Consider the following 25,999-nt stretch of genomic DNA (forward strand, 5'->3'; position numbering starts at 1 on the left):
CGCCCATCTTTTTCTACGACCGGCCTTGGGCCGGCGTTCCGTCTATCTCGCCAAGATCGCAGCCGGCTTCGACGATGAACATTTTGTATAACGACGGATTGCTTCAAGGAGCCTCGATGAGAACGCTCGACTTTTATTTCGACTATCGCAGTCCCTACAGCTTCCTGGCCCTGTCCCACGTTCGCAAGATGGATGTCGAGATCGCCTTCCATCCTTTAGAAATCGGGGACCTGATGAAACAGGTGGGGAACGTGCCAACGAGCATCACCTGCGCACCCAAGGGTCGCTATGTGATGACCGATATTCAGCGGTGGGCGGTCCATTATGGGGTATCGCTTAACTGGCATCACCAGCTGTTGGAGATCGATGCCAGCCGGCTATTGCGCGCCACGCTGGTGGCTGGGCAACTGGGCGCTATGCCCACGGCGGTAGAAGCGATCTTCAACGCGATATGGTCGGCTCCGGCACCGCTGGCGACGGCAGCAGAGGTCGCCGCCGTGCTGGGCGCCGCCGGTCTCGACGCCGAGGAACTTGCAGAGCGAATGGACGAGCCGGCGGCGCAGGACCTGCTGGACGAGGCAACCGCAAACGCGGTGTCGCGCGGCGTTTTTGGCGCGCCGACCCTATTCGTGGGTGACGAGATGTTCTTCGGCAATGACCGCCTGCACTTCATGCAGGGTCATCTGGCGCGCGCCGCATGAACCCGCTCGTTATCATCACCGGGGTGGGGCCAGGTACCGGCTCGGCAATGGTTCGGCGGTTCCATGACGGCGGCTACCAGGTCGCCATGCTAGCCCGCACAGCCGAACGCTTGAGCGATCTTGAGAGCGAACTTCCAAACGCTTTTGCAGTCCCCTGCGATGTGGCCGACCCTGCAGCGCTCGCAGCCGCCCTTGAAACCATCGAGCAACGCGCCGGCGCACCCAAGGTGGTGATCCACAACGCCGTGGGCGGGGCCTTCGGCAATTTCCTCGACATCGAACCGGAAGTCCTTCAGCAGAATTTCCAGATCAACGTCATGGCACTGCTACAACTGGCCAGGTGGGCTGCACCGCGAATGGAGGTGGCAGGGGGCGGCGCCTTGCTGGTGACTGGCAACACCGCGGCATACCGCGGCAAGGCCGCCTTTGCCGGCTTTGCGCCAAGCAAGGCGGCGCAACGCGTTCTGACGGAGTGCATTGCCCGCGAGATGGGCCCGCGGGGTGTACATGCGTCCTTCATGATGATCGACGCGGTTATCGACTTGCCTTGGACCCGCGCGCGGTTCGCGGACAAACCAGATGACTTTTTCATACGGCCATCAGACATCGCCGAAGAGGTCTGGCACGTCACCCATCAGCCGCGTTCGGCCTGGTCGTTCTTGACGGAATTGCGGCCCTTCCGCGAGCCTTGGTGACCGGAGGGCTCAGCATCAGGTAGGGAGCTGCAGACCGGTACAGGCAAGGCGATGACAAAGTCTACAAGTGACGTCGCCATTGTCTGCTTGATGCGCCGAGTTCAATCCCGCTTATCCGGTTCTCTTGCCGCCGCCATCCTCAAGGTAAACATTAAATATCAACTATTTACCGCGAAATTTGAGGGTCATTTTCGAACTGGTCCGCTTCTTGCAGCACTCATGACAGAGCCGGGATGTCATCCTGAGCGATGTGATGGGGATGGGATTGCTGGAGGAGCAAGATGGCAATTGCCGAGACTTTTTATGACGTCATTCGCCGCCAGGGGATAACCCGGCGCAGTTTCACCAAGTTCTGCAGCCTGACGGCCGCGAGCCTCGGTTTCGGCCCGGGTGCGGCGACCGCTATGGCGGAGGCGCTTGAGACCAAGGAACGTGTTCCGGTCATCTGGATGCATGGCCTCGAATGCACCTGCTGTTCGGAGAGCTTCATCCGATCGGCCCATCCGTTGGTCAAGGACGTCGTGCTGTCGATGATCTCGCTTGACTATGACGATACGATCATGGCCGCGGCCGGCCACCAGGCAGAGTCGATCCTTGCGGAGACCAAAGAGAAGTACAAGGGCAAGTACATCCTCGCCGTCGAGGGCAATCCGCCGCTCAACGAGGGTGGCATGTTCTGCATCGACGGTGGCAAGCCTTTCGTCGAGAAGCTGAAATGGATGGCCGAGGACGCCATGGCGATCATCGCCTGGGGCGCCTGCGCCTCCTGGGGCTGTGTCCAGGCGGCCAAGCCGAACCCGACCCAGGCGACGCCGATCGACAAGGTCATCCTCGACAAGCCGATCATCAAGGTCCCAGGTTGTCCGCCGATCGCCGAGGTGATGACTGGCGTCGTCACCTTCATCACCACCTTCGGCAAGCTCCCCGAACTCGACCGGCAGGGCCGGCCGAAGATGTTCTATTCGCAGCGCATCCACGACAAGTGCTATCGCCGTCCGCATTTCGACGCCGGTCAGTTCGTCGAGGAGTGGGACGACGAGGGCGCGCGCAAGGGCTACTGTCTCTACAAGATGGGCTGCAAGGGCCCGACTACCTACAACGCCTGCTCAACCGTGCGCTGGAACGGCGGCGTTTCCTTCCCGATCCAGTCGGGCCACGGCTGCATCGGCTGCTCGGAGGATGGCTTCTGGGACAATGGCAGCTTCTATGACCGGCTGACCAACATCCACCAGTTCGGCATCGAGGCCAACGCCGACAAGGTCGGCATGACCGCCGCCGGTGTCGTGGGCGGCGCGATCGCGGCACATGCCGCGGTGACCGCCGTCAAGCGCTTGACCACCAAGCGCGAAAAAGCTGACGCTTAACATTCTGGGCGGGAAACACCATCATGACGATTCAAACTCCGAACGGCTTCACGCTGGACAATTCCGGCAAGCGCATCGTCGTCGATCCCGTCACCCGCATCGAAGGTCACATGCGGGTCGAGGTCAATGTCGATGAGAACAACATCATCCGCAACGCGGTGTCGACCGGCACGATGTGGCGCGGCATCGAAGTGATCCTGAAGAATCGGGACCCGCGCGATGCCTGGGCTTTCACCGAGCGCATCTGCGGCGTCTGCACGGGAACGCATGCGCTGACCTCGGTGCGCGCGGTCGAAAACGCGCTCGGCATCACCATTCCGGACAATGCCAATTCGATACGCAACCTGATGCAGCTCGCGCTTCAGGTCCATGACCACGTGGTGCATTTCTATCACCTCCATGCGCTTGACTGGGTCGATGTGGTCTCGGCGCTCTCAGCCGATCCGAAGGCAACCTCGGCGCTCGCACAGTCGATATCCGACTGGCCACTCTCGTCGCCGGGCTATTTCAAGGACATCCAGACGCGGCTCAAGAAATTTGTCGAGTCGGGCCAGCTCGGTCCGTTTAAGAATGGCTACTGGGGCAACGCATCCTACAAATTGCCGCCCGAGGCCAACCTGATGGCGGTGGCGCACTATCTCGAGGCGCTCGACTTCCAGAAGGAGATCGTCAAGATCCACACGATCTTCGGCGGCAAGAACCCGCACCCGAACTGGCTCGTCGGCGGCGTGCCCTGTCCGATCAACGTCGATGGCACCGGTGCCGTCGGCGCGATCAACATGGAACGGCTGAACATGGTCACCTCGATCATCGACCAACTGATCGAGTTCAACGACAAGGTCTATGTCCCCGACATCATGGCCATCGGCTCGTTCTATAAGGACTGGCTCTATGGCGGCGGTCTCTCGGGCAAGAACGTGCTTGCCTATGGCGACGTGCCGGAACATGCCAATGATTATTCGGAGGCGAGCCTCAAGCTACCGCGCGGCGCGATCATCAACGGCAACCTCGCGGAAGTCTTCCCCGTCGATCATGCAGATCCCGAGCAGATCCAGGAATTCGTCACCCACTCCTGGTACAAGTATCCCGACGAGTCCAAGGGCCTGCATCCCTGGGATGGCATCACGGAGCCGCATTACGAACTCGGCCCCAACGCCAAGGGCACCAAGACGAACATCGAGCAGCTCGACGAGGGCGCCAAATATTCGTGGATCAAGGCGCCGCGCTGGCGCGGCAATGCCATGGAAGTCGGGCCGCTGGCGCGCTGGGTGATCGGCTATGCTCAAAACAAGGCCGAGTTCAAGGACCCGGTTGATAAGGTGCTGAAGGACCTCGGCCTGCCGGTTACGGCGCTCTTCTCGACGCTTGGCCGCACGGCGGCCCGCGCGCTGGAATCGCAGTGGGCGGGTTACCAGATGCGCTATTTCCAGAACAAGCTGATCGCCAACATCAAGGCCGGAGACTCGAACACCGCCTTTGTCGACAAGTGGAAGCCGGAAACCTGGCCGAAGGAGGTCAAGGGTGTCGGCTTCACCGAGGCGCCACGCGGCGCGCTCGCGCACTGGATCAGGATCAAGGACGGCAAGATCGACAACTACCAGTGCGTTGTCCCCACCACCTGGAATGGTAGCCCGCGCGACCCGACCGGCAATATCGGCGCCTTCGAGGCGTCGCTGATGGATACGCCGATGTCCAATCCCACCCAGCCGCTCGAAATCCTCAGGACCATCCATTCCTTCGATCCGTGCTTGGCGTGCTCGACGCATGTCATGAGCCCGGATGGGCAAGAAATGGCCAGGGTCCAGGTCCGATAAGGGAGGTTCGGTCATGACTATCCACGAAACACTCGCCGCCGACGCCCATGGCGAAAAGGCCATCGAGCGCCAGAGCGTCTATGTCTACGAGGCTCCGGTGCGCATCTGGCACTGGATCAACGCCTTCTCGATTCTTACGCTCGCGCTGACCGGCTACTTCATCGGCTCGCCGCTTCCTTCCGTGCCCGGCGAGGCGAGCGCCAACTTCCTGATGGGCTATATCCGTTTCATCCACTTCGCGGCGGGGCAGCTCCTCGCCGTGTTCCTGATCCTCAGGGTCTACTGGGCCTTCGTCGGCAACGTCCATGCCCGGCAGATCTTCTACGTGCCGTTCTGGAGCGGCCGTTTCTGGAAGGAATGGCTGCATGAGGTGGGCTGGTATACATTTCTGGTGCGGCAGCCGAAGAAATATGTCGGCCACAATCCGCTCCCCCAGTTCACCATGTTCCTGATGTTCACTTTGCCGCTCTTGTTCATGGCGATCACCGGCTTTGCACTCTATAGCGAAGGTGCCGGCCGCGACAGTTGGGAATATTCGCTCTTCGGCTGGGTGTTCTCGATCTGGCCGAACAGCCAGGACATCCACACTTACCACCATCTCGGCATGTGGGTGATCCTCGTCTTCGTGATGGTCCACATCTATGTGGCGGTGCGCGAGGACATTATGAGCCGGCAGAGCATCATCTCGTCGATGATCTCGGGTGAACGGCTCTTCAAGGACAGGGAGGATTAGATGACCATCCCGTATCCCCTGGGACCTCCGCCGGCGCCTCGTATTCTCGTGCTTGGCATCGGCAATATCCTCTGGGCCGACGAGGGTTTTGGCGTGCGCGCGGTCGAGGCGTTCCACAAAGCCTATGAACTGTCCGACAATGTCACCATTCTCGATGGCGGCACGCAGGGGCTCTATCTCGTGCAGTTCGTCAACGAGCACGACCGGCTGATCGTCTTCGATGCGATCGACTACGGCCTCGAGCCGGGCACGATGAAGGTGGTGGAAGACGACGAAGTGCCGAAATTCACCGGCGCCAAGAAGATGAGCCTGCACCAGACCGGCTTCCAGGAGGTGCTGAGTGCCGCCGACTTCATGGGGCACTATCCGGAGCGGTTGACCCTGATTGGCTGCCAGCCACTCGATCTCGAGGATTGGGGTGGCCCGCTGACGGCGCCGGTCAGGGGAGTCATACCCGCGGCCATCGAAACGGCGGTCCGAGTATTGAGAAGCTGGGGTGTCGCCGTCACGGCGCGCCCGGAAGGCGCGGCGGTTCCGCCGCTCCTCGAACACGATATCGATTTCGAACGTTACGAGCGCCGTGCCGAACCGGCCGCGTTGAACTGCTGAGGAGGACATCCATGAAGTATAGTAAGATTACGACGACGCTCGCCGCGCTGGCGCTACCGAGCATCGCCCACGCCCATGTCGGGCTGCACGCCGATGGCACGCTTGCGGGTCTCAACCATCCGTTCAGCGGCCTCGATCATATCCTGGCGATGGTCGCGGTCGGCTTCTGGGCCTCGACGCTGGGCGGCAAGGCCGTCTGGATCGTGCCCTCCGCCTTCGTCATCGTCATGGCCGGTGGCGGCGTCCTGGGTATCGAGGGTATCGCGCTGCCGATGGTCGAAACTGCAATCGCGCTGACCGTGGCGATGCTCGGCTTGCTGGTGGCCTTCGAGGTGAAGATTCCCACCCCGGTGGCCGCGATCGTCGTCGGCATATGCGCGCTCTTCCACGGCCACGTCCATGGCATCGAGTTGCCGACAATGTCAAACGCGACGGGCTACGTGGCGGGCTTCCTGGCTGCGACGGTCATCCTGCACGTCCTCGGCATCGGGCTGGCTTCGCTGAGGTTCGGCAAAGGCGGACAGGTGGTCGCGCGGGTGGCCGGCGGGGCCGTCGCCCTGGCCGGCGCGGCACTGCTGGTCGGCTGAATCACTCCCAAGGCTGAGGCCTTCCGTGAGCCGCGTGGGCACCCCTGCTCCGTCGTGGCTCCCGATTTCACTAGATTCGGACGGAGATAGAGCGTCATGTGCATCGGCATTCCCATGCGGGTCGTCGTCGGCAGCGAGTTCATCGCGCAATGCGAGCGCCATGGCGCGATCTCCTCGATTTCCCTGATGCTGGTCGGCCCGCAGGCGCCCGGAACCCATCTGCTCACCCATCTCGGCTCGGCCATCCGCGTGCTCGATGCCGACGAGGCCCGCGCAATCGACGACGCGCTCGCCGGACTTGCCGAAGCGGTGGAGGGAAGAGCCTTCGATATGCTCTTCGCCGATCTCATTTCCCGCGAGCCGGAATTGCCGCCGCATTTGCGCGGCGAGTGAAAAGAGAACTTCCAAAATGGAATTTGAGTTTCCACCCAGATGTTGGCGATATTTTCCTCTAGCGAAAATTTCCCTTCCAGATCAATGGAATCCTACTTTCCTCAGTCTGGCACGCCGTTTGCAGATCATCATTCGCAATGTTTTGCATCGTGATTTGTGGAGGAGACAATGCCATCTGCCCTGGTCCGCGCCCTGAGCGAGCGGGCGCACCTACCTGTCGTCGATGAGACGAATATCGATGCCTTCCTCGCCCCGGCTGCGGGCGAGCCCGACAATGCCGTCCTGTTCTTCACCGGCGATCCGGCGCAACGGCCCGAGGCCGATGATGTCGCCGTGGTTCTTCCAGAACTCATGCAGGTCTTCCGTGGCCGCCTGCGGGGCGCGGTGGTTCGCCGTGCGACGGAGGACAAGCTTAAGGCGCGCTTCAACGTCGTCGTCATGCCGAGCCTCGTCGTGACGCGGCGGGACCAGCCGGTCGGCGTGCTCGGCAAGATCCGCGACTGGTCGGAATATGTCGAGAAGATCAGTGCATGGCTGTCGCCCGACGTGCCGGTCATGGTGTCCTCGGGCGGGCCGAAGGTCGAGATCACCCATGCCGGCAAGGAGATCGCGCGATGAAGGCTGGTTTTTGGGTTGCCCCCGAGGGCGAAGGCGCCGCCATGACGGTGATGCCGATCGGCGCCGAACCGCCACTTCGCGCCCGAAAGCTCAATTTTCTCGCCACGAGCAGCGCCGAGGAAATGATCCGTCGATGCCGGCGGACGGCGATGCTCCTGCCGGAGCTCGCCGATGCGCTCGCGGTTCAGAAGGCCGAGCAGCCGGGCCGGCTGTTCGACATCACCGATTTCCCCGACGACGACAGGGAACTGATAACCCAGACCCTTGGTGAAGGCGAGGTGGCCGGCGTCGCTGCGTTGGCGAACGGCGTCACGGCCCAGATGCAGGAGGCCGTGATGGCTGGCGTCTGGCGCATCCGCTTCACCGACGTCGATGGTCGGCTCATTGCCGACTATATCGAGGTGGCGAGCATTCCCGCCGCCGTCCGGCAGGCGTGTTCGGGGCTGCCCGCATCGATTAGCCACGGACCGGCGCCGGCGGGCGCCATGAACGTCATGCCCGTGCTGACCGAGATCGGCGACCGCATCGCCCGGTACCGCGACGGCGATCCGGCCCATGTCATCACCTTCTCGCTTTTCCCGATGAGCCCGGAGGACATGGCGTTCCTGCAGGATGCGTTGGGGGCCGGACCGGTGCAGCTTACCTCGCGCGGCTACGGCACCTGCCGCGTCGTGGCGACCGGCGCGCGCAATGTCTGGTCGGTTCAGTTCTACAACGCCATGGACACGATCATCCTCGACACGCTGGAGGTCTGCAACATTCCTTCGGTCGCCATCGCCGCCGAGGAGGATTTCCGCGACTCCGAGGCGCGACTGCGGGACATCTGGGAGGCCTATTTCAAATGAGCGCCTTCGAGAATTTCGGCAAGCGCGAGACAGTGTCCGACGACCGGATGGAATGCGGGATCTGCTGGCATGTCTACGATCCCGCCGAAGGCGACCCGGTCTGGCAGATCCCGCCAGGCACCCCGTTCTCCAATCTGACCGAGGACTGGCGATGCCCAAATTGCGATGCCCTGCAGTCGAAGTTCATGAGGCTTGGCGATGGACGCTGAGTCGCACGATGTCGCGGCCATCGATCCGGCTTTGGCGCTCGGGCTGCAGCTCGAGATGCGCTACCGGGAGATTTATCCGACCGCGATGGCTGACGTGCCGATCTGCAACCCCGCGCTTGGCGTCGCCGCGACCGGCTTCCGGACCTATGGCGGACGCGCCCTCGGCATCGTCACCACGCCCTGGTTCATGAACCTCGTGGCCGCCGACCTGCCAGATGGCGTGCCCACCGGCCCAGCCGCCACGGGCACAACCCTGCGCGTCAACCTGCCGGCGGGCGAGGTCGAATTCATCGCTGGCCAACTCGATGCGATCGGCCGGATCGATTCCTGCTCGCTGTTTTCGCCGGTCTTCGAGTTCGCGACCATGGAAGCCGCGCTGGAAACCGCGGAGGAAGCCGTCCGCGCCTTCTTCGATCCCGCCACGCTCGAACCGCCGCCGGCTCCACCCGCGGCTGTCAATCGGCGCGACCTGCTGCGCGGACATTTCCGCGGGCGCGAGGAGGCATCGGAATGACATTCCTTCTCGGGGCCGGCACGATAGGGATCGACGTGACGGTGTCGCGGGCGCTCGCCTGTTCCGTTGCGGTGAAGGCGAACCGCCCGCGGGGGCTGACGCGCATGTTCGTCGGCCGCCAGCCCGAGGAGGCGCCCGTTCTCGCCGGCCAGGTCTTTTCGCTTTGCGGCTTTGCGCAATCGGTGGCGGCGCGGCTCGCCGTCCTCGCCGCGGCGGATCTGGCGATGAACGACGAGGAGCGTCTCGGCGCCAGTGCCGGCTTGCTCGCCGAGCGGATTTTCGAAACCTTGCGCGCGCTCATCCTTCAGTGGCCGACGCCGCTGCCAGAGCGCTTTGCAGCGGATGCCGGCAGACATCTCCGGGAGGCGCTGGCCGCCTCGCTGGCGATCATCTCGCATGCCAAGGCTGGGAGAACCAGCCGACCGCGATTGGCGGCCGCGGCCGAGCGGCTTTCAGCGGCGGCCACGGCGCTCGGGATTCCGGGCCGGGGCGACACGCCGTTGCCGGAGACGGCCTGCGCGGCGATTTTGCGCGATGTCGAGGACGACCACGTCTTCGCCGGTCGACGACCCGACCCGCTGACTATCAGTGACGACGCGGAGGTCGTGGCGCGGCTTCGCGACGAAGCCGGCTATGCCAGCCTGCCGCATCTTTCCGGCCGCATCGCGGAGACAGGAGCCTATGCCCGATCCGCGTCCGCCGGCCTCCCGGAGGCGCCCCATCTGGCGCGGCGCCTCCGGGCCCGGATCGGCGATGTCCGCATCTCGCTCACGCAGCTCACCGCTCTCGCGAGGACCGGCGACTTCGACTGCGCTTCACTCGCTTGCAGCGGCCCGACGCCGGGCGCGGGCGGCTATGGCGCGGTGGAATGCGCGCGCGGCAGGCTCTATCATCAGATCGAAATCGGCGGTGACGGCAGGCTCGCAGCCTATCGCATTCTTGCTCCGACCGAGTGGAATTTTCATCCGGCTGGCCCTTTCGTCGAGACGCTGTTGTCGTCACCGGTCGGCGCCGACGAGGCCGCGGTCCGATCGATATCCCGGCTCGCGGTCCTGTTCGACCCCTGCGTGGCCTTCGAAATCAACGTTCGCGAGGCTGCCGATGCATGAAATGTCGTTGATGGAGAGCGTGATCGAAATCGTCTGTGAGACGGCGCGGCAGAACGGCGCGACGCGGGTCAAGTCGGTCCGGCTAGATGTCGGCGTATTGAGCCATGTCAATCCCGACGCGCTGATCTTCTGCTATGAGGCGGTGCGGCATGGTACGGTCGCCGACAGCGCGACACTCGAGATCAATCGCATCGCTGGCGAGGGTTGGTGCCTCGATTGCGGCAAGACGGTAGCTTTGGAGGAGCGGTTCGGCGCCTGCCCGGACTGCGGACGGCATCGCGTCCAGATGACGGCAGGCGACGAATTGAAGATCAGAGACATGGAGGTGATCTGATGTGCACGGTATGCGGCTGCGGAACGTCGGCCATTGAGGGCCACACGCATGAGGTTGGAGATGATGGCCACGGCCATCATCATCACGATGGTCACCACGATCACGATCATGATCATGATCATCACCGTGGCGATCATGAACATGATGACCACCACCACGCCGAGGACGGCAGCGTCCATTATAGCAAGGGCATCGCCGGCGTGCATGTGCCGGGCATGAGCCAGGAGCGGATCATCCAGGTGGAGAAGGACATCCTCTCCAAGAATGATGCCTATGCGGCCGAGAACAGGAGACATTTCGAGCGCCAGGGCGTCTTCGCGCTGAATTTTGTCTCCAGTCCCGGCTCAGGCAAGACCAGCCTGCTGGTTCGGACAATCAAAGACCTCAAGGACCGCCTCTCGATCTCCGTCATCGAGGGCGACCAGCAGACCTCGAACGACGCGGCGCGTATCCGTGAGACCGGCGCGCGGGCGATCCAGATCAATACCGGCAAGGGCTGCCATCTCGACGCCCATATGGTCGGCCACGCGGTCGAGGATCTCGCGCCCGAGCCCGGCTCGGCGCTCTTTATCGAGAATGTCGGCAATCTCGTCTGTCCCGCCGCCTTTGATCTCGGCGAGGCGCACAAGGTGGTTGTGCTGTCGGTCACTGAAGGCGAGGACAAGCCGCTCAAATATCCCGACATGTTCGCCGCCGCCGACCTGATGATCCTCAACAAGGCCGACCTGCTGCCTCATCTCGATTTCAATACCGGGTTCTGCATCGCCAACGCGCTGCGCGTCAATCCGCGCCTGCAGACATTAACCGTGTCGGCTCGCACCGGAGAGGGCATGGAGGCGTTCTACGCCTGGCTCGAAGTGTCCGCGGCGCGCCGGGCAATTCGTTCGAAGGTGGCTTGAAGTATGACGCCGTCGCTTGCACGACAGATCGAAAGCCCGGTCCGGCGGCTTAGGCTCCGGGTGCGCGGCGCCGTGCAGGGCGTCGGTTTCCGGCCTTTTGCCTATCGGCTCGCTCGGGCAATGCGGCTCTCCGGCTTCGTGCTGAACGACAGCGCGGGCGTGCTGATCGAGATCGAGGGTAGGGACGCGAACCACTTCCCCGAAGCGGTCAGGACGCAGGCGCCGCCGCTCGCCCGCATCGATTCGATCGATGTCCTCGAACTGGTCCCTGCTGGCGGCGAGCGGTTCGAGATACTCGAAAGCCTGGGCGGTCGGAGTGCGACCAGGATCGGCGCCGACGCCGCAACCTGTGACGGATGCCGTCGGGAGTTGACGGATCCGGCGAGCCGCTTCTTCGGCTATCCCTTCGTCAACTGCACCCATTGCGGCCCGCGCTTCACCATCACCCGCGCCCTGCCTTATGACCGGGCTCACACCTCGATGGCGTCGTTTCCGATGTGCCGGACTTGCGCCGCGGACTATGTCGATCCGGAGAACCGGCGTTTCCATGCCGAGCCTGTCGCATGTCCTAATTGCGGGCCGAGGCTCAGTCATCCGATCAAGGAAATCTCCGCGCGGCTCGAAGGCGGCGCGATCGTTGCGCTCAAGGGCGTCGGCGGTTTCCACTTGCTTTGCGACGCCCGCAACGATGGGGCGATCGGCCTGTTGCGGCTGCGCAAGGCGCGCGACCAGAAGCCATTCGCCGTCATGGTTCGCGACATCGAGGCGGCGCGGCAGCTTGCACGGCCGAACGAAGCCGAAGAGGCGTTGCTGATCTCGCCAGCACGCCCGATCGTTCTCGTCGCGGCCCGTGCTGGCGAACTCTCTGGCCTGATCGCGCCCGGGCTCACGCGGGTAGGACTCATGCTCGCTTATGCCCCGGTGCATCACCTGCTGCTCGACGAGCTCTCCCGCTCTTCGCCGCACTGTCACGCCGCGCTGGTCGCGACCAGCGCCAATCCCGGCGGCGAGCCGCTGGTAGCCGATAATGACGACGCCGGGCGGCGCCTTGTCGCGATCGCCGACCTGGTCGTTACCCATGACCGCGACATCGTCGTCCGCGCTGACGACTCCGTCATGCAGGTGATCGATGGCGCCCCGGCCTTCATTCGCCGCGCCCGCGGCTTCGTGCCGGAGCCGGTCGATCTTGGCGCGGACGGCCCCTCCGTGATCGCCACCGGCGCGGACCTCAAGAACACTATCTGCGTTACACGTGGCCGGGAGGCGTTTCTGTCGCAGCATATCGGCGGCCTCGACAATGCCGAAGCGATCCGCTTCCAGCGCGAGGTAATCGCCCATCTCTGTTCGATCCTCGACGTGAAGCCGGAATTCGCCGCCTGCGACCTGCATCCGGATTTCCGTTCGGTGCGAACGGCGGAAGGCTTGAACCTGCCGATTGTGCCGGTCCAGCATCATCTTGCCCATGTCGCTGCCGTGGTGGCGGAGCATCGCCTTTCCGGGCCGGTTCTAGGACTTGCGCTCGACGGTCACGGCTTCGGCACCGACGGCACGAGTTGGGGCGGCGAAATAGTCGTGATTGACCACCATCGCTGGCAGCGGGCGGGATCACTCATGCCCCTTCCGCTGCCGAGTGGCGATCGCGCGGCGCGGGAGCCTTGGCGCATGGGTGTCGCGGCGCTTCAGGCGGCCGGCCGCATCGATCTCGCGCCACAGCTCTGGCCGGGTCATTCAGGCGTAACGCAATTGACGGCGATGTTTTCGCGCAGCATGCGCACTCCGGTCACCAGCAGCCTCGGCAGGCTGTTCGACGCAGCCGCGGCGATAGCGGGTGTTCGCCTCGTGCAAGATTACGAGGGGCAGGCCGCGATGGAGTTCGAGGCGCTGGTTCGGGCACCGCGCTGCCTTGCCGGCGGATATTCGATTGGGGATGGTACGCTCGATTTCCGGCCGCTCATCCTGCACCTCGCTGAACAAGGTCGTCCTTGCGGCGCCGATGCCGCCGACGTCTTTCACGGCACGCTGATCGCGGGTCTCGCGGATTGGGCGGCCAGGGGCGCGGCCGCGCGCGGCACCCGGCAGGTCGCGCTCGGCGGCGGATGCATGATGAACCGCGTCCTTGCGGCGGGCCTCGCGCGGGCTCTGAGGGAGCGTGGCCTCGAGCCCAGCCTGCCGCGTCTCGCGCCCGCCAATGACGGCGGTATCGCGCTCGGCCAGGCCGCCTATGCGCGGCAGGTCATCATGAACGAACATGCATCAATCGAGGAGAACCGGACATGTGCCTAGCCATACCTGTCCAGGTTAAGGAATTGCTGCCCGACAACATGGCGAAGGTCACGCTCGACGGCGTCTCGAAAATCGTTTCGACGGCGCTCGTCGATGATGTGAAGGTGGGCGATTATGTCGTCCTCCATGTCGGTTATGCCCTGGCGAAGATCGATCCAGAGGAGGCGGAGAGGACGCTGGCTTTGATCCGCGAAGCTGCGATGGGAGATGCGGCATGAAATATATCGACGAATATCGCGACGGCAGCCTCGCCAAGGACGTTGCCCGGCAAATCACCGCGCTCGCCGACCCCGCGCGCTCCTATCACTTCATGGAATTCTGCGGTGGCCACACGCATGCCATCTCCCGCTACGGCCTTGAGGACCTGCTGCCCGCCAATGTGCGGATGATCCACGGGCCGGGATGTCCCGTCTGTGTCCTGCCGATCGGCCGCATTGATGCTGCGATCGCGCTTGCCATGCGGCCGGAAATCACGCTCGGCACCTATGGCGACCTGATGCGAGTACCGGGCTCCAACGGTTCGAGCTTGTTGAAGGCCAAGGCGGCCGGTGCGGACATCCGCATGGTCTATTCGACGCTCGATGCGTTGCGGATCGCCGATGCCGAACCCGACCGCGAGGTCGTATTCTTCGCGATCGGCTTCGAGACGACGACACCGACGACCGCGCTCGCGCTCAAGGCGGCAATCGCCAGGGGGCTCGGCAATTTCTCGATCTTCTGCAATCACGTTCTGACGCCCGCGGCGATCCAGAACATCCTCGAAAGCCCGGATGTCCGAAAGCTCGGCACGATCAAGATCGATGGATTTATCGGTCCCGCCCATGTCTCGACGGTGATCGGCACCGAGCCTTATGAGTTCTTCGCCGAGGAGTTCCGCAAGCCGGTGGTGGTGGCGGGTTTCGAACCGCTCGACGTTATCCAGGCGATCCTGATGCTGGTGCGGCAGGTCAACGATGGCCGCCATGAGGTGGAAAACCAGTATATCCGCGCGGTCACCGCCCTCGGCAACGAGAAGGCCCAGGCGGAGGTCGCAAATTTCTTCGAACTCCGGGAGAGCTTCGAATGGCGGGGGCTCGGCGAAGTGCCCTATGGCGCGCTGCGGCTCAGGCCACAATATGCGGCCTATGATGCCGAAAAACGCTTCTCGATGGTCACGCCCGCCGCGAAGGACAATCCGGCCTGCGAATGCGGCGCGATCCTGCGCGGCGTCAAGAAGCCGGCCGACTGCAAGCTGTTCGGTACGGTCTGCACGCCGGACACACCCATGGGTTCCTGCATGGTCTCGTCGGAAGGCGCCTGCGCGGCGCACTGGGCCTATGGCCGCTTCCGCGAAAAGGTGCGGCAGGTTGATGCGCGGAGAGCGGTCGCATGAACATGATGATCAAGGCCTACAAACGCAAGCTTGATGTCGCGAACGGCCGCATCGATCTCTCGCATGGCGCGGGCGGGCGCGCCATGGGCCAACTGATCGAGGGCATCTTCCACAAGGCCTTCGACAATGACTGGCTGCGGGCCGGCAATGACCAGTCGGCCTTTTCGGTGCCGGGCGGCCGCATGGTGATGACGACGGACGGGTATGTCGTCTCTCCGCTGTTTTTCCCTGGCGGCAATATCGGCACGCTTGCCGTCCACGGCACGATCAACGATATCGCCATGGCGGGCGCCGTGCCGCTTTATCTTTCGGCGAGCTTCATCATCGAGGAAGGCTTCCCGCTCGTCGATCTCGAACGCATCGCCGACAGCATGGGCGCGGCCTCCCGCGAGGCGGGGGTGCCGATTATCACCGGCGACACAAAGGTGGTTGAGCGCGGCAAGGCCGACGGCGTCTTCATCTCGACGGCCGGCATCGGCATGGCTCCGGATGGGCTCGACCTCCGCTCGGACGCCGCCCGGCCCGGCGATGCGGTGATCATATCCGGCTCGATCGGCGACCACGGCGTCGCCGTCATGTCGAAGCGCGAGAACCTCGAATTCGACACGGACATTGTCTCCGACAGCGCGGCGCTGCACGGGCTGGTGGCGGACATGGTCGCAGCCGGCGGCGCGCATATCCGGCTGATGCGCGACCCGACGCGCGGCGGCATCGCAGCGACGCTGAACGAGATCGCCAGCCAGTCGCGGGTCGGCTTCCGGATCGACGAGGAAGCCATTCCCATGAAGCCCGAGGTGGCGGCCGCCTGCGAGTTCCTCGGCCTCGATCCGCTCAATGTCGCCAACGAGGGCAAACTGGTGGCGGTTGTCGCGCCGGAGGGCGCGGACGCCGTGCTCGCGGCGATCCACGCCCATCCGCTGGGAGCCGAGGCGGCGTTGATCGGCCATGTCGTGGCCGATGACAATTACTTCGTGCAGATGGTGACCTCGTTCGGCGGCGGCCGGATCGTCGATTGGCTTTCGGGCGAACAACTGCCCCGGATCTGTTGAGGGCGGACGATGCGCATCCTGCTTCTCTGCCACAGCTTCAACTCGCTCTCCCAGCGCTTGCATGTCGATCTGAGGCGGGCAGGACACGAAGTGTCGGTCGAACTTGACATCCATGACGACCTCACCCGCGAGGCCGTCGCACTCTTCTCGCCGCATCTCATAATTGCCCCCTTCCTCAAGCGGCCGATCCCGGCCGACGTCTGGCGCCGGACGCTCTGTCTGATCGTTCATCCAGGCATCCGGGGCGACAAGGGACCGAGTGCGCTTGACTGGGCGATCCTCGAAAGCGAGGCGCGCTGGGGCGTGACGCTGATCGAGGCCCGGGAAGAAATGGATGCCGGCCCCGTCTGGGCGTGGCGGGAGTTCCCGATGCGCCCCGCGCGGAAATCGAGCCTCTATCGCCGCGAGGTAACGGAGGCGGCCACCGCCTGCGTCTTCGAGGCGCTCGGTCGCATCGAGCGCGGGGAAGGTCCGGTCATGCCGGCCAATTGGGGCCGCGGGCGCGAGCGGTCCGCTTGCCGGAAGTCCGACCGCATGCTCGATCCCGCGCTTCATTCCGCCGAGGAAGCGCTCCGGATAATCCGGGCCTCGGACGGAGATCCCGGCGCGTTGCTGACGATCGTCGGCCAGACATTCCTGGTGTTCGACGCCGAGCCAGCGGAGGGGCTTGCGGGGCCGCCCGGCACTCTGGTCGGACGGTCACGGCAGGCGGTGGCCATGGCCTTCCGCGAAGGCGCGCTTTGGGTCGCCCATCTTCGCCGGCCGGAAGCGCGGAGCCTGAAACTGCCGGCGCTGCGGCTTCTTGGGGTAGACGCGGACGTTCTGCCGATCGTGGCGCGGCCGCAACCCTGCCGCTACCGCGAGGAGAATGGTGTCGGCGTCCTCGAGTTCCGCTTCCACAACGGTGCGATGTCGTCGGAGGATTGTGATATTTTGCGGGAAGCGATCGTGACGGCGAAGGCGCGTGCGCTTCCGGTTCTTGTGCTGCAGGGCGACGCGGATTGCTGGTCGAACGGCATCCATCTCGGCATCATCGAGAGCGCCGACAGCGCCGCCGACGAATCTTGGCGCAACATTAACGCGATGAACGAGCTGGTGCGCGAGATCATCGTGACCGACGATCGGCTGGTGATCGCCGCCGTGCTCGGCAATGCCGGCGCCGGCGGCGTCTTCCTTTCGCTCGCTGCCGACGAGGTGTGGATGCGCGAGGGCGTCATTCTTAATCCGCATTACAAGGACATGGGCAATCTTTACGGTTCGGAATACTGGACCTATCTCCTGCCCGCCCGCGTCGGCGAGGATCGCGCCCGCCGCGTAATGCAGGCGAGGCTGCCGATGGGGATCGACGAGGCCCTTGAGTTTGGGCTCGCGACTCGGCGCCTGCCGGGCAATATCGACGCTGCCGAGCAGGTATTGCACCGCGCCGTCGCGGAACTCGCGGCGTCTCCCGAACTTGCCGGACGCATTGCCGCCAAGCAGGCACGGCGCGGCCGCGACGAGGCCGAGAAACCGCTTGCCGCCTATCGCGAGGAGGAATTGCGGCGCATGCGGCGCAATTTCTACGGCTTCGATCCGAGCTATCACGTGGCGCGCTACAACTTTATCCGCAAGACGCCCAAGTCGCGCACGCCCCTCACGCTCGCGATCCACCGTGCAACCGGCGACGAGGCTGACCGCGGGAGGACCATGCGATGACGAACCCGCACGCTACCGTTCTCGTCGTCGATGACGAGGTGCGCTCGATCGAGGCGATTCAGCGGGTTCTGTCCGACGAATTCGAGGTCATCGGCGCGCGCAACGCCAAGGAAGCCGAGGAAGTGCTGGAAGGCGAGATGGTGCAGGTGATCTTGTGCGACCAGCGCATGCCCGGCGAATCCGGCGTCGAATTCTTGAAGCGCGTGCGCGAACTCTGGCCTGACACGATCCGCATCATCATTTCCGGCTACACCGATTCCAGCGACATTATCGAGGGCGTCAACAATGCCGGCATCTACCAATATATCACCAAGCCGTGGAGCCCCGACAAACTGATCGACTGCGTTCGCGAAAGCGCCAATCTCTGGCGTCTGCAGCACGAGTCACCGATATGCGCATCGAGGTGAAGCCGGCGAGCGAGGCGCTCAAGAAGGTCATCAGCGATCGCCGCCGCAGCCAGAGCCAGTCCTTCGGCTTCGACCGCATCGTTCACCGCGGCGACAGCCCGCTGGTCGGCCCCATCACACTCGCCCGCCGCGCCGCGCGCTACGATGTCTCGGTCCTCATTACCGGTGCCTCGGGGACCGGCAAGGAATTGCTGGCGCGCGCCATCCATCAGGAATCGGCCCGAGCCGAAAAATCCTTTGTTGTGGAGAATTGCGGCGCCCTTCCGGATGACCTGCTCGAAAGCGAGCTCTTTGGCTGCAAGAAGGGCGCCTATACCGGCGCCTATCAGGATCGTATCGGCCTTTTCGAACTCGCCGACAGCGGCACGATCTTTCTCGACGAGATCGGCGAAAACCTCGCCCGCCTTCCAGGTCAAGCTGCTGCGCGTATTGCAGGAGGGCGGGATCCGGCCGCTGGGCGCCCTGCGGCCACGCAAGGTCAATGTCCGGGTGATCTCGGCCACCAACCGCAACCTGCTCGCCGAGGTGGCGGCCGGCCGGTTTCGTCGCGACCTCATTACCGGCTCGCGGCCTTTCCGATCCACATGCCGGCGCTCAAGGACCGGGTGGAGGACATTCCCGCGATCGCAGCGCGGATCCTTACCCAGATCAACCAGTCGTTCAACCGGCAAGTCGCCGGCTTCCACCCCCGGACACTCGACCTCATGACGGCTTACGGGTGGCCGGGTAATGTGCGCGAGCTGTACTCTCCATGGAGAAACTCCCTTCGCTCGTCCATGGAAAGCCGATCACAGATTAGGGCGAAGGGAGGAATGTGGGAGTGGAACGCCGGTTACCGCTGAGGTCGAGCGCAAGCCCGACATCACCATGCCGGAACCGGCTGACAAGCTTGATGGCACGGATGGTGTTCGGGTTCCACTCGTCACTGTCGCGTGTCCTGGTGGCCCACGGGCTCACATATTAAACAAGCCCTGATGGCGTCGAACGCGCACGCGCGACGGTGCGGCTGGACCGTGACGTCTGGATCGGCAAGCGTCAGCCACGAATGCGACTGGAACCGCATCGTCTTTTGTTCATTGACGAAACATCCGTGAACACGAAGATGGTCCGGCTACGTGGTCACGCTGCCTGCGCGGCGAACGATTGCGAATGGATGCTCCGTTCGCGCATTGGGGGACGCAGACCTTCATCGCAGCATTGCGCTGTTACGGCCTGACCGCGCCGTGGATCATCCATCACGCCATGAACCGCGTCTCGTCCGAGACCTATGTCCAGACACAGCTCTCGCCAACACTTGAACCCGGTGATCTCGTCATTCTCGACAACCTCGTCGTTCACAAAAGCACACAGCGCGGCACAGGCCGTTAAACGAGGAGCCGGGCTACTGTTTCTGCCGCCCTACAGCCCGATCTCAATCCCATGGAGATGCATTTTCCAAGATCAAGGCTGACCTGCGCGCCGCAGCCGCAAGAACCTTCGATTCCCTCTCCGACGCTCTCGCTCAATCTGCAATCTCTTCAACAGAACCGAATGCTGGAACTATCTCAAAGCCCCAGGATATGCGTCCGATTAAGCGGACGGTGCTTTAGGTTCGAAAGCCACCTATAAGAACTACCTACCGTCTGCCAGATGCTTTCAAAGGCAGCCCACCTTGGCGCCACTTAAGACGTTTCCTGAGGATCGTATTGCGGAGGCCATTAGATGACAAAATTCAGCAATTCAGAAAGAAGCAGACTGGCGGCACCGCGTAAAGCCGCCAGGCATTCGCTATCTCCGAAAGCAAGGGCAATTTCATCGCCCGGGCGATGGAATACCAATTCCCGGAAGCTTTCCTGGATTAAATGAAGCATGGGGTTTCCCCCTCGTACGATGTCGCCGTGAATAACGATAAAATTGGGCGCCATGAACTGCTGGAGGTTCGCCAGGCCGACCGAAATGTTGAACGCGTAGTCGCGAAGTAATTCTCGTGCGCCTGGGACGTCGTGGTTGGCCAGAGTCAATAATCGGCTCACATCCAGGGAGTGCGGTTGTGGCAACCGCCTAACCTTGGCCTCGTCCGTTAACCACTTCGAGCCGGCGATTGTTTCCCAGCATCCACGTCGGCCGCACTGGCATATCCGACCTTTGATGTCTACGGTCGTATGACCGATTTCGCCGCCTGCACCTGCGGGTCCCCGATAGAGATGCCCATCAAGGTAAAGCGCTCCACCCAAAGTCTCGCCGATATGGACGGAGGCGAAGTTTCTCCGACCGCGGCCTTGTCCAAACCATCGGTCCCCAACCAGCAAGGCTCTGGTATCCTGATCGACACACACGGTAACGCCGAACCTTTTGTGCAACTCGGCTTCGAGCGGTAAGCCGTCCAGGAATGGCCCGAGACTGGCGGTCACGATTGTGCCCGTCTCCGTATTGATCATTCCTGCAACTGCTACACCTATCCCTAAGATCGGTTTGCCAGATGCGATGGTTTCTTCGACACAGGTGCTTATAATTCGGAATGCGTCGGTGGGGTGTGTAAGGTTCTTCGGAAAATCGGCGGCGTGTTGAGCATAGACCTTGCCCTCCAAAGAGACCAAACAAGCACTCACGCGGTCGTGCATCAGGAGCACCGCGCATATTGGCCTTGCATCCTTGGAAAACCACAACTTGGTAGCCGGCTTGCCGCCTGCTTCGTTGGGAGGGATCACCTCTCCTTCCGCAAGAACACCCTGATCGATCAGGGGCTGCACAATCCCTCCGATAGTCCCTCGAGTCACACCCGCAAGGCGGGCCAGGTCCGCCCTGCTGGATGGCCCTATGTCGTACAAGGCCTGCAGCAATCGGCCCCGATTCGCAGGGCCCAAGGTTCGCGTTGGAATCAGTTTTTGGGCCGGTACTATACCCTTAGCGCTCTCATCTTTATGGCGATCGTCAGAACTGCCCTCACTTTCTCCCAGTCGGTGAGCTTCGAGTCTTCTTATCAAAGAGTCCATAGCATCCAATCCTGTTGGCCGAACCAATTGCGCCGCCAACGGCCAGCACTATCAGGGGGCTAACCGCTTCTTCGCAATCTGGTGAGGCTCGGGTTATGATCTGGGGGCCATGTGCTGTTCTTCCAACGCATCTTATGATCGGCACCTGGCGTTTACGGGAAACTTTGGCCGGTTCCCGTCCCAAGCCTTCATTCAGTGATCTTAGTTGTCCGCCCAATCGTTAAAAACTATTGAAATATCCCAAGCGCTCCGTGCAGAAGCTGACCAAGGTGACGCCCAAGCAGCTGCCTGACCATACACGACAGAATCGAATATTATACTTATTTTATCTCGCGTATCTTGAATATAATTTAGCATATACTTTTTTATATACTTATTTTGAGCTATCATACCTGGGAAAGCAGTGCTAGCGTTTGTGTGGGCTGATCAGCATTCTAATGAGCATGATTGGAGATCGAGATGAACGGATTCGGTGCACTACGGCTCATAACTCGCAACGCAACTGGTGCTTTCTCAGTCGAGAAGCTCGCCGTTTTCGGTGGGAAGCCTGTGGTCCCCCAGGGACGTGTTACACCTTGGCCCGCCGCGGAGAAGAAGCACTCGGATGCCCTGCGTGGAGTTGTGGATGGTGGAAGATATCACCGCGTTAATCATCCAATTGTGAGCGGTTTGGAGGAAAGCCTTGCAAGGTGGACCGGGAAGTGGCAAGTGCGCGCTGTCGGCAGCGGAACGGCAGCCATTCACATCGAGCTCGACTACGTCAAAGAGCGAGGCGAGCAAGTTGTTACCGCAGCATTGAATTGGCCGGGAGCGGTAGGGCCAATCACGATCAGCGGTCTTCAACCCGTCTTCGTTGATGTCGACATGAACTTGGCCGGGATTGATCAGCGCGCCGCCGCTGAAGAGTTCGGCCCCAACGTGGCTGCAGTTTTAGTCACTCACCTTTTCGGAAACAATGTTCTCGTCCCCGACGCGAGGTCTGCAGCGCGAGCTCAAGGCATTGCTGTGATCGACGACATCTGCCAATCGATCGGCGCCGCGAAACCAATCGTCGACGGTGCGCATCTTGATGCAGACGCACTCGCTCTATCCGGAAACGGCGCCAAGCACCTTGGGGCTGGGGAGCTAGGATTTGTCATCACGGAAGACGCCAACTTGATTGCACATGTTGATCGCGTATCGCTGTCCAGCTCGTCTCGGAGCGGAGCGCGAATATTCTCGCCCTATTCCCAAGGGTACAACTACAGGCCCAACGTATTCTCTTCATCTATAGCGAACTTGCGGGTCACTGAGATGGATACGCAACTGCAAATCCGAAGAGACAATAGCAAGCTTTTATGGGAGATGATCAGCGAGCTTGTGGGTATATTTCCTCTTTTCAACCCATCTGACTGCGACCATTCGATGCTCAACTTTCCCCTCCGGATCGAACCTGCGGCACTTGGCTTCGCGCCAGGCCCGGCTGCAAGGGATTTCGTGGTGAAATCGCTGCAGGCCGAAGGCGTGCCTATCTGTGTTTGGCTCACGAAGCCCGTATTCGAATATCTTCCAGACATTCGCGACAACTGGAAGGCCGCCGATTTTCCGAATACAGTGAAACTCTTGGATACGATGTTTTACGTTTCCGAGATTGCGCCACCCAACGATGGCGAATTGATGAAGCTTTATGCAGAGGCGTTTCACAAGGTTTGGAATGCTCTTCATAAGCAAGGTCCGAAGGTCGCCGCAGGAGCAATTTCTGGCTGAGCCTCGCGCGTCGCACCAATTTCCCAGTGCCGCAATGGTCAACATCCGATCCTTTTCAATCATACTTTGCTCAATGCCCGGAAGATTGAAAGCTGCGCTGGGACAAAACTCAGAGCGATTCTACAACGAGGACTCCTTGTATGTCTTTTTCAAAAAGTCCGGAATTACTGATCTTCGACTGCGACGGGGTTCTCGTCGATAGCGAGCTTATCGCAACCAGGGTGCACATCGAAGCTTTGGCGAAATGTGGCTATATCATATCCGCTGAAGAGTATAACGATCGCTTCATAGGAATGACTGACCAGCAAAGTTATTCAGTCATAGAATCCGAGGGCGGCTTGCGCCTACCGGAGGATCATCATGAACGTGTGATGGCCGAAGTTGCAAATCGATATGCTCGTGATCTGCGTGCAACCAGCGGCGTTCGGCAAACCTTGGAAGCTATCAATTTAAGGAAGTGCGTGGCGTCGAACAGTGATGCTGCGAAGCTCTGCTTGGCTCTTAAAGTCACAGACCTGCATGATTTCTTTTGGCCCCATGTCTTCAGCGCATCGCAAGTTGCGCGTGGTAAGCCAGCGCCGGATCTCTTTCTGTTTGCAGCACAGAATATGAACACACCGGCTGGCAGTTGTCTCGTTATTGAAGACAGCGTTGCTGGAACTCAGGCGGCAGTGGCAGCCGGGATGATGGTGATTGGCTTCGTGGGTGGCTCTCATTGCCTTGCTGGGCATGGAGACAAACTGATGGAGGCAGGTGCCACAAAGCTGTTTAGCCGCATGACGGCGTTGCCACAAATCTTAGCAGCTTTGTGATCACGCAGTTGCGCTCAGGCGAAGCGTCTTGAATCGCAGCGTCACCGTCCAGGATATATCGTGGCATCCGATAGCATCGGTTGGTGCACGGGCTTCACCTCAAATTGACCGATCCTCGCTCGATTGCTCGGCCCGCCAGAAGAATGGAGATACTATGACCGCGAAACCAATGGTAGCTGCAACTCCGGTAACGATCGAGTACCTAGAAAGACTTCCGAAATTCATTTCCATTTGCGCAAGTTGGACTTTCGGACAATGGGGTTGTCAATCAAATGGCTCGTACGAACAAACGTGGGGCGAGTTTGAAGCAGCAACAAAAAATTCGATACCGCTAACATTGATTGCCATTGAAAACGCATTGCCGGTTGGGATGGTCACGTTGGCTGATCGTGATTTCGATGGAAAATCTCATCTATCCCCGTGGCTTAAGTCGCTCTTTGTCCATCCATTTCACCGCAAGAAAGGGATAGCCACGTTGTTGATCGAGCGGCTGGAGCACGAAGCATCGCGCCTCGGTTACAAAAGCCTTTTCTTGATAACGGAGGACGCGCGAGTTCTTTACGAAAAGAGCGGCTGGCAGGCAATTGATTGCGTCCAAACACCCTATGGCGCAGCAGCTTTGATGGAGAAAACCCTGCCAACGCCTCCTCACCTGAGAACCGCTGCACCAGGATGAAAATAATCGTGTCGAGCTCCAAGCTGCTTTCACCGAAACTCTCTCAACCCTTGAGTACGCTATGTCGCGACCCGGCAACGCAACGCCTTTGTTAGGCTCCGCTTTTATGGATCATCTTGATGTCGAACAGCCTGTTATTACAGCCATAGAGCAAGGGGGGAACCAGGCGGTCGGCTAACAAATCCCATCGCGTAGCGAGGCCATCTCCCCTCTTTCGTTCCCAGCCCAGGCCTTAGCCACTGCTGAGGCGGTTCGTGCTGTTGCAAAAAGCCCCAGGAACAGGCCGTACAACGTAGCGAGCTACCCAAATTCTCATCGAAAGGTTCTGAAACCTTATGCACACCAGCAACAACGTAGCATCAGCGATCCTAAATTCTTACGCCTCGCGTTTTGGTTACCTCGGCGGCCGACGGGATCTGCGGGCATCGCTCATTTTGACTTCTTTTTTTGCTTTCGCTATTCCATCCTATGCCGAAGCAGAGGCGCTGCTTCCGGTAAAGCCTTCACCATATCTTGTAAGTGCGATTACAAGAAACATGTTTAAGCTGCCGAAACCCGACGATGACTTGGTCCTGCTATCTGCGCACCGCGGATCTTGGGAGATCTATCCCGAGAATTCAGCCTATGCCTTGCAAGACGCCTGGAATTCGCAGATCGAGAGCGTGGAAGTCGATGCCCGCTTCACCGCTGACAATGAAGTCGTTCTATCTCACGACTACAGGATTGAGCGCGAGTCAACTGGAAGCGGCCTATTATATAATCAGAACTTTTCGCAGCTACGACAGGCCGATCTACGGGACCGACATGGCCGCGTTTTTACGGATTCACAAGGGCGAAAGGCGAAGTTCCTAACGTTCTCTGCCGCGCTCGATCTACTCGCCCAATATGTCTCCGATGATGGTCATGGCTACGTGATGATCGTCGATATCAAGGCGGCAGTCGATGATCAGGACCCTACTGATCCCATCGAGCTCATGCAACGCTGCCTTGACATTCTCGCGACCAAGGGAAATGCGAAACTCAGCAAAGCCGTTGTATTCAAGCTCAAAGCAAAGGATGCGGTGGATGTCGGCACGATTTTAAATCGGACGACCTACGACCCCAACCTCATTGGCGGGCTAATTGTCGTCGAAAACCCGGATGACGAGAATGTGAAGGATTCCAGCTACGATCCCCACGAGGACTCAATCTACGATCAATGGAATGTGGCGCCGTTCTCCATTCAGTTTGAAATGAACCAATTCTATAAAGGTGACGGTCTGCAGGCATATTTCGACTATATCGACCAGAAGCAGGGCTTCGCCACCTATCATGAAAGTAACTACTTTCCAGAGGGCGTCGCCAACAGCGCCGGAAAATGCTGCTTCGACCACAACACGGATCCGAAATCGACCGCTCAACGAGGGATCGTACCAGATTACCGAGGAGATCCGGAGATGGCGATCGTCAATCGTACCAATCTTATCACCACTGATTGGCCCGACGTTGTCGGCGATATGTTGCGCCAGATAGGGCGCCGCAACACCACCGAGCTCACGCGCTAGAGCAAGACCTCCGCTTCCA

Annotated in this window: 26 protein-coding genes and 1 pseudogene; 26 read left to right on the top strand and 1 reads right to left on the bottom strand. The window is 61.2% G+C overall.

The window, feature by feature from the left end; all coding sequences use genetic code 11:
- Positions 1-116 precede the first annotated feature (116 nt).
- The 22 genes and pseudogenes from C3Y91_RS13210 to C3Y91_RS13315 all read left to right on the top strand — a co-directional run bounded on the left by C3Y91_RS13210 (position 117) and on the right by C3Y91_RS13315 (position 19,598).
- Positions 117-701: a 2-hydroxychromene-2-carboxylate isomerase gene (locus tag C3Y91_RS13210; protein ID WP_168575421.1), complete on the top strand. Its 585-nt coding sequence runs from the start codon at positions 117-119 to the stop codon at positions 699-701.
- Entirely contained in the window at positions 698-1,396 is a 699-nt protein-coding gene (locus C3Y91_RS13215) for an SDR family NAD(P)-dependent oxidoreductase (RefSeq protein ID WP_065284337.1), read from the top strand. Before C3Y91_RS13210 ends, C3Y91_RS13215 begins: the two co-directional genes overlap by 4 nt.
- A 281-nt stretch (positions 1,397-1,677) precedes the next feature.
- Positions 1,678-2,760 carry a hydrogenase small subunit gene (locus C3Y91_RS13220; protein WP_168575422.1) on the top strand — a complete coding sequence of 361 codons (1,083 nt, stop codon included), beginning with the start codon at positions 1,678-1,680 and terminating at the stop codon, positions 2,758-2,760.
- Between the two features lie 23 nt (positions 2,761-2,783).
- Positions 2,784-4,574, top strand: coding sequence for a nickel-dependent hydrogenase large subunit (locus C3Y91_RS13225; protein ID WP_018517046.1), 1,791 nt, complete (start codon positions 2,784-2,786; stop codon positions 4,572-4,574).
- A 13-nt stretch (positions 4,575-4,587) separates the two neighbouring features.
- Positions 4,588-5,307 (top strand): Ni/Fe-hydrogenase, b-type cytochrome subunit, encoded by a 720-nt coding sequence (gene cybH, locus C3Y91_RS13230; protein WP_018517047.1) that lies wholly within the window; start codon positions 4,588-4,590, stop codon positions 5,305-5,307.
- Positions 5,308-5,916, top strand: coding sequence for a HyaD/HybD family hydrogenase maturation endopeptidase (locus tag C3Y91_RS13235; RefSeq protein ID WP_018517048.1), 609 nt, complete (start codon positions 5,308-5,310; stop codon positions 5,914-5,916).
- A gap of 11 nt (positions 5,917-5,927) precedes the next feature.
- Positions 5,928-6,503, top strand: a complete 576-nt coding sequence (gene hupE / locus C3Y91_RS13240; RefSeq protein ID WP_168575423.1) for a nickel permease HupE — start codon at positions 5,928-5,930, stop codon at positions 6,501-6,503.
- Between the two features lie 96 nt (positions 6,504-6,599).
- Positions 6,600-6,896 (top strand): HypC/HybG/HupF family hydrogenase formation chaperone, encoded by a 297-nt coding sequence (locus C3Y91_RS13245; RefSeq protein ID WP_018517050.1) that lies wholly within the window; start codon positions 6,600-6,602, stop codon positions 6,894-6,896.
- Between the two features lie 168 nt (positions 6,897-7,064).
- Positions 7,065-7,514, top strand: coding sequence for a thioredoxin domain-containing protein (locus C3Y91_RS13250; RefSeq protein ID WP_027667916.1), 450 nt, complete (start codon positions 7,065-7,067; stop codon positions 7,512-7,514).
- The gene (locus C3Y91_RS13255) at positions 7,511-8,359 is read left to right on the top strand and encodes a hydrogenase expression/formation protein (protein WP_018517052.1); all 849 of its coding nucleotides are present in this window, start codon (positions 7,511-7,513) and stop codon (positions 8,357-8,359) included. Before C3Y91_RS13250 ends, C3Y91_RS13255 begins: the two co-directional genes overlap by 4 nt.
- Complete coding sequence (locus tag C3Y91_RS13260; protein WP_018517053.1) at positions 8,356-8,568, top strand: rubredoxin; 213 nt, start codon at positions 8,356-8,358, stop codon at positions 8,566-8,568. The genes C3Y91_RS13255 and C3Y91_RS13260 overlap by 4 nt, the downstream gene beginning before the upstream one ends.
- The gene (hybE, locus tag C3Y91_RS13265) at positions 8,558-9,082 is read left to right on the top strand and encodes a [NiFe]-hydrogenase assembly chaperone HybE (protein WP_168575424.1); all 525 of its coding nucleotides are present in this window, start codon (positions 8,558-8,560) and stop codon (positions 9,080-9,082) included. The genes C3Y91_RS13260 and hybE overlap by 11 nt, the downstream gene beginning before the upstream one ends.
- The gene (locus C3Y91_RS13270) at positions 9,079-10,191 is read left to right on the top strand and encodes a nickel-dependent hydrogenase large subunit (RefSeq protein ID WP_018517055.1); all 1,113 of its coding nucleotides are present in this window, start codon (positions 9,079-9,081) and stop codon (positions 10,189-10,191) included. The genes hybE and C3Y91_RS13270 overlap by 4 nt, the downstream gene beginning before the upstream one ends.
- On the top strand, positions 10,184-10,525 hold the full coding sequence (hypA, locus tag C3Y91_RS13275; RefSeq protein WP_026242366.1) for a hydrogenase maturation nickel metallochaperone HypA: 342 nt from the start codon (positions 10,184-10,186) through the stop codon (positions 10,523-10,525). Before C3Y91_RS13270 ends, hypA begins: the two co-directional genes overlap by 8 nt.
- Complete coding sequence (hypB, locus tag C3Y91_RS13280) at positions 10,525-11,424, top strand: hydrogenase nickel incorporation protein HypB (RefSeq protein ID WP_026242367.1); 900 nt, start codon at positions 10,525-10,527, stop codon at positions 11,422-11,424. The genes hypA and hypB overlap by 1 nt, the downstream gene beginning before the upstream one ends.
- Before the next feature lie 3 nt (positions 11,425-11,427).
- Positions 11,428-13,707, top strand: a complete 2,280-nt coding sequence (hypF, locus tag C3Y91_RS13285) for a carbamoyltransferase HypF (protein ID WP_018517059.1) — start codon at positions 11,428-11,430, stop codon at positions 13,705-13,707.
- Positions 13,698-13,925, top strand: a complete 228-nt coding sequence (locus C3Y91_RS13290; protein WP_018517060.1) for a HypC/HybG/HupF family hydrogenase formation chaperone — start codon at positions 13,698-13,700, stop codon at positions 13,923-13,925. The genes hypF and C3Y91_RS13290 overlap by 10 nt, the downstream gene beginning before the upstream one ends.
- Positions 13,922-15,079 carry a hydrogenase formation protein HypD gene (hypD, locus tag C3Y91_RS13295; RefSeq protein ID WP_168575425.1) on the top strand — a complete coding sequence of 386 codons (1,158 nt, stop codon included), beginning with the start codon at positions 13,922-13,924 and terminating at the stop codon, positions 15,077-15,079. Before C3Y91_RS13290 ends, hypD begins: the two co-directional genes overlap by 4 nt.
- Complete coding sequence (hypE, locus tag C3Y91_RS13300; RefSeq protein ID WP_018517062.1) at positions 15,076-16,128, top strand: hydrogenase expression/formation protein HypE; 1,053 nt, start codon at positions 15,076-15,078, stop codon at positions 16,126-16,128. Before hypD ends, hypE begins: the two co-directional genes overlap by 4 nt.
- 9 nt (positions 16,129-16,137) lie before the next feature.
- A complete protein-coding gene (locus tag C3Y91_RS13305; RefSeq protein WP_018517063.1) occupies positions 16,138-17,823 on the top strand; it encodes a hydrogenase maturation protein in 1,686 nt (561 codons plus the stop codon).
- A pseudogene (locus tag C3Y91_RS13310) lies at positions 17,820-18,973 on the top strand (sigma-54-dependent transcriptional regulator); the annotation flags it as partial. The gene C3Y91_RS13305 and the pseudogene C3Y91_RS13310, both read left to right, overlap by 4 nt.
- A gap of 406 nt (positions 18,974-19,379) precedes the next feature.
- A complete protein-coding gene (locus tag C3Y91_RS13315; RefSeq protein ID WP_246726406.1) occupies positions 19,380-19,598 on the top strand; it encodes a transposase in 219 nt (72 codons plus the stop codon).
- Positions 19,599-19,927: 329 nt separating this feature from the next.
- Here the strand turns inward: C3Y91_RS13315 and C3Y91_RS13320 are convergent, their stop codons facing one another.
- Positions 19,928-21,202, bottom strand: a complete 1,275-nt coding sequence (locus C3Y91_RS13320; RefSeq protein WP_164598201.1) for an ROK family protein — start codon at positions 21,200-21,202, stop codon at positions 19,928-19,930.
- A 459-nt stretch (positions 21,203-21,661) separates the two neighbouring features.
- Here C3Y91_RS13320 and C3Y91_RS13325 point away from each other — a divergent pair, with 459 nt between their 5' ends.
- The 4 genes from C3Y91_RS13325 (at position 21,662) to C3Y91_RS13340 (ending at position 25,980) form a co-directional block, all read left to right on the top strand.
- Positions 21,662-22,948 carry a DegT/DnrJ/EryC1/StrS family aminotransferase gene (locus C3Y91_RS13325; RefSeq protein WP_018482084.1) on the top strand — a complete coding sequence of 429 codons (1,287 nt, stop codon included), beginning with the start codon at positions 21,662-21,664 and terminating at the stop codon, positions 22,946-22,948.
- A gap of 140 nt (positions 22,949-23,088) precedes the next feature.
- Entirely contained in the window at positions 23,089-23,760 is a 672-nt protein-coding gene (locus C3Y91_RS13330; RefSeq protein ID WP_018517066.1) for an HAD family hydrolase, read from the top strand.
- Between the two features lie 154 nt (positions 23,761-23,914).
- On the top strand, positions 23,915-24,436 hold the full coding sequence (locus C3Y91_RS13335; RefSeq protein WP_245511542.1) for a GNAT family N-acetyltransferase: 522 nt from the start codon (positions 23,915-23,917) through the stop codon (positions 24,434-24,436).
- A gap of 335 nt (positions 24,437-24,771) precedes the next feature.
- Complete coding sequence (locus C3Y91_RS13340) at positions 24,772-25,980, top strand: glycerophosphodiester phosphodiesterase family protein (RefSeq protein WP_020572027.1); 1,209 nt, start codon at positions 24,772-24,774, stop codon at positions 25,978-25,980.
- Positions 25,981-25,999: the final 19 nt, after the last annotated feature.

This window comes from Rhizobium ruizarguesonis, from assembly GCF_012349115.1.
Classification (GTDB): Bacteria; Pseudomonadota; Alphaproteobacteria; order Rhizobiales; family Rhizobiaceae; genus Rhizobium; species Rhizobium ruizarguesonis.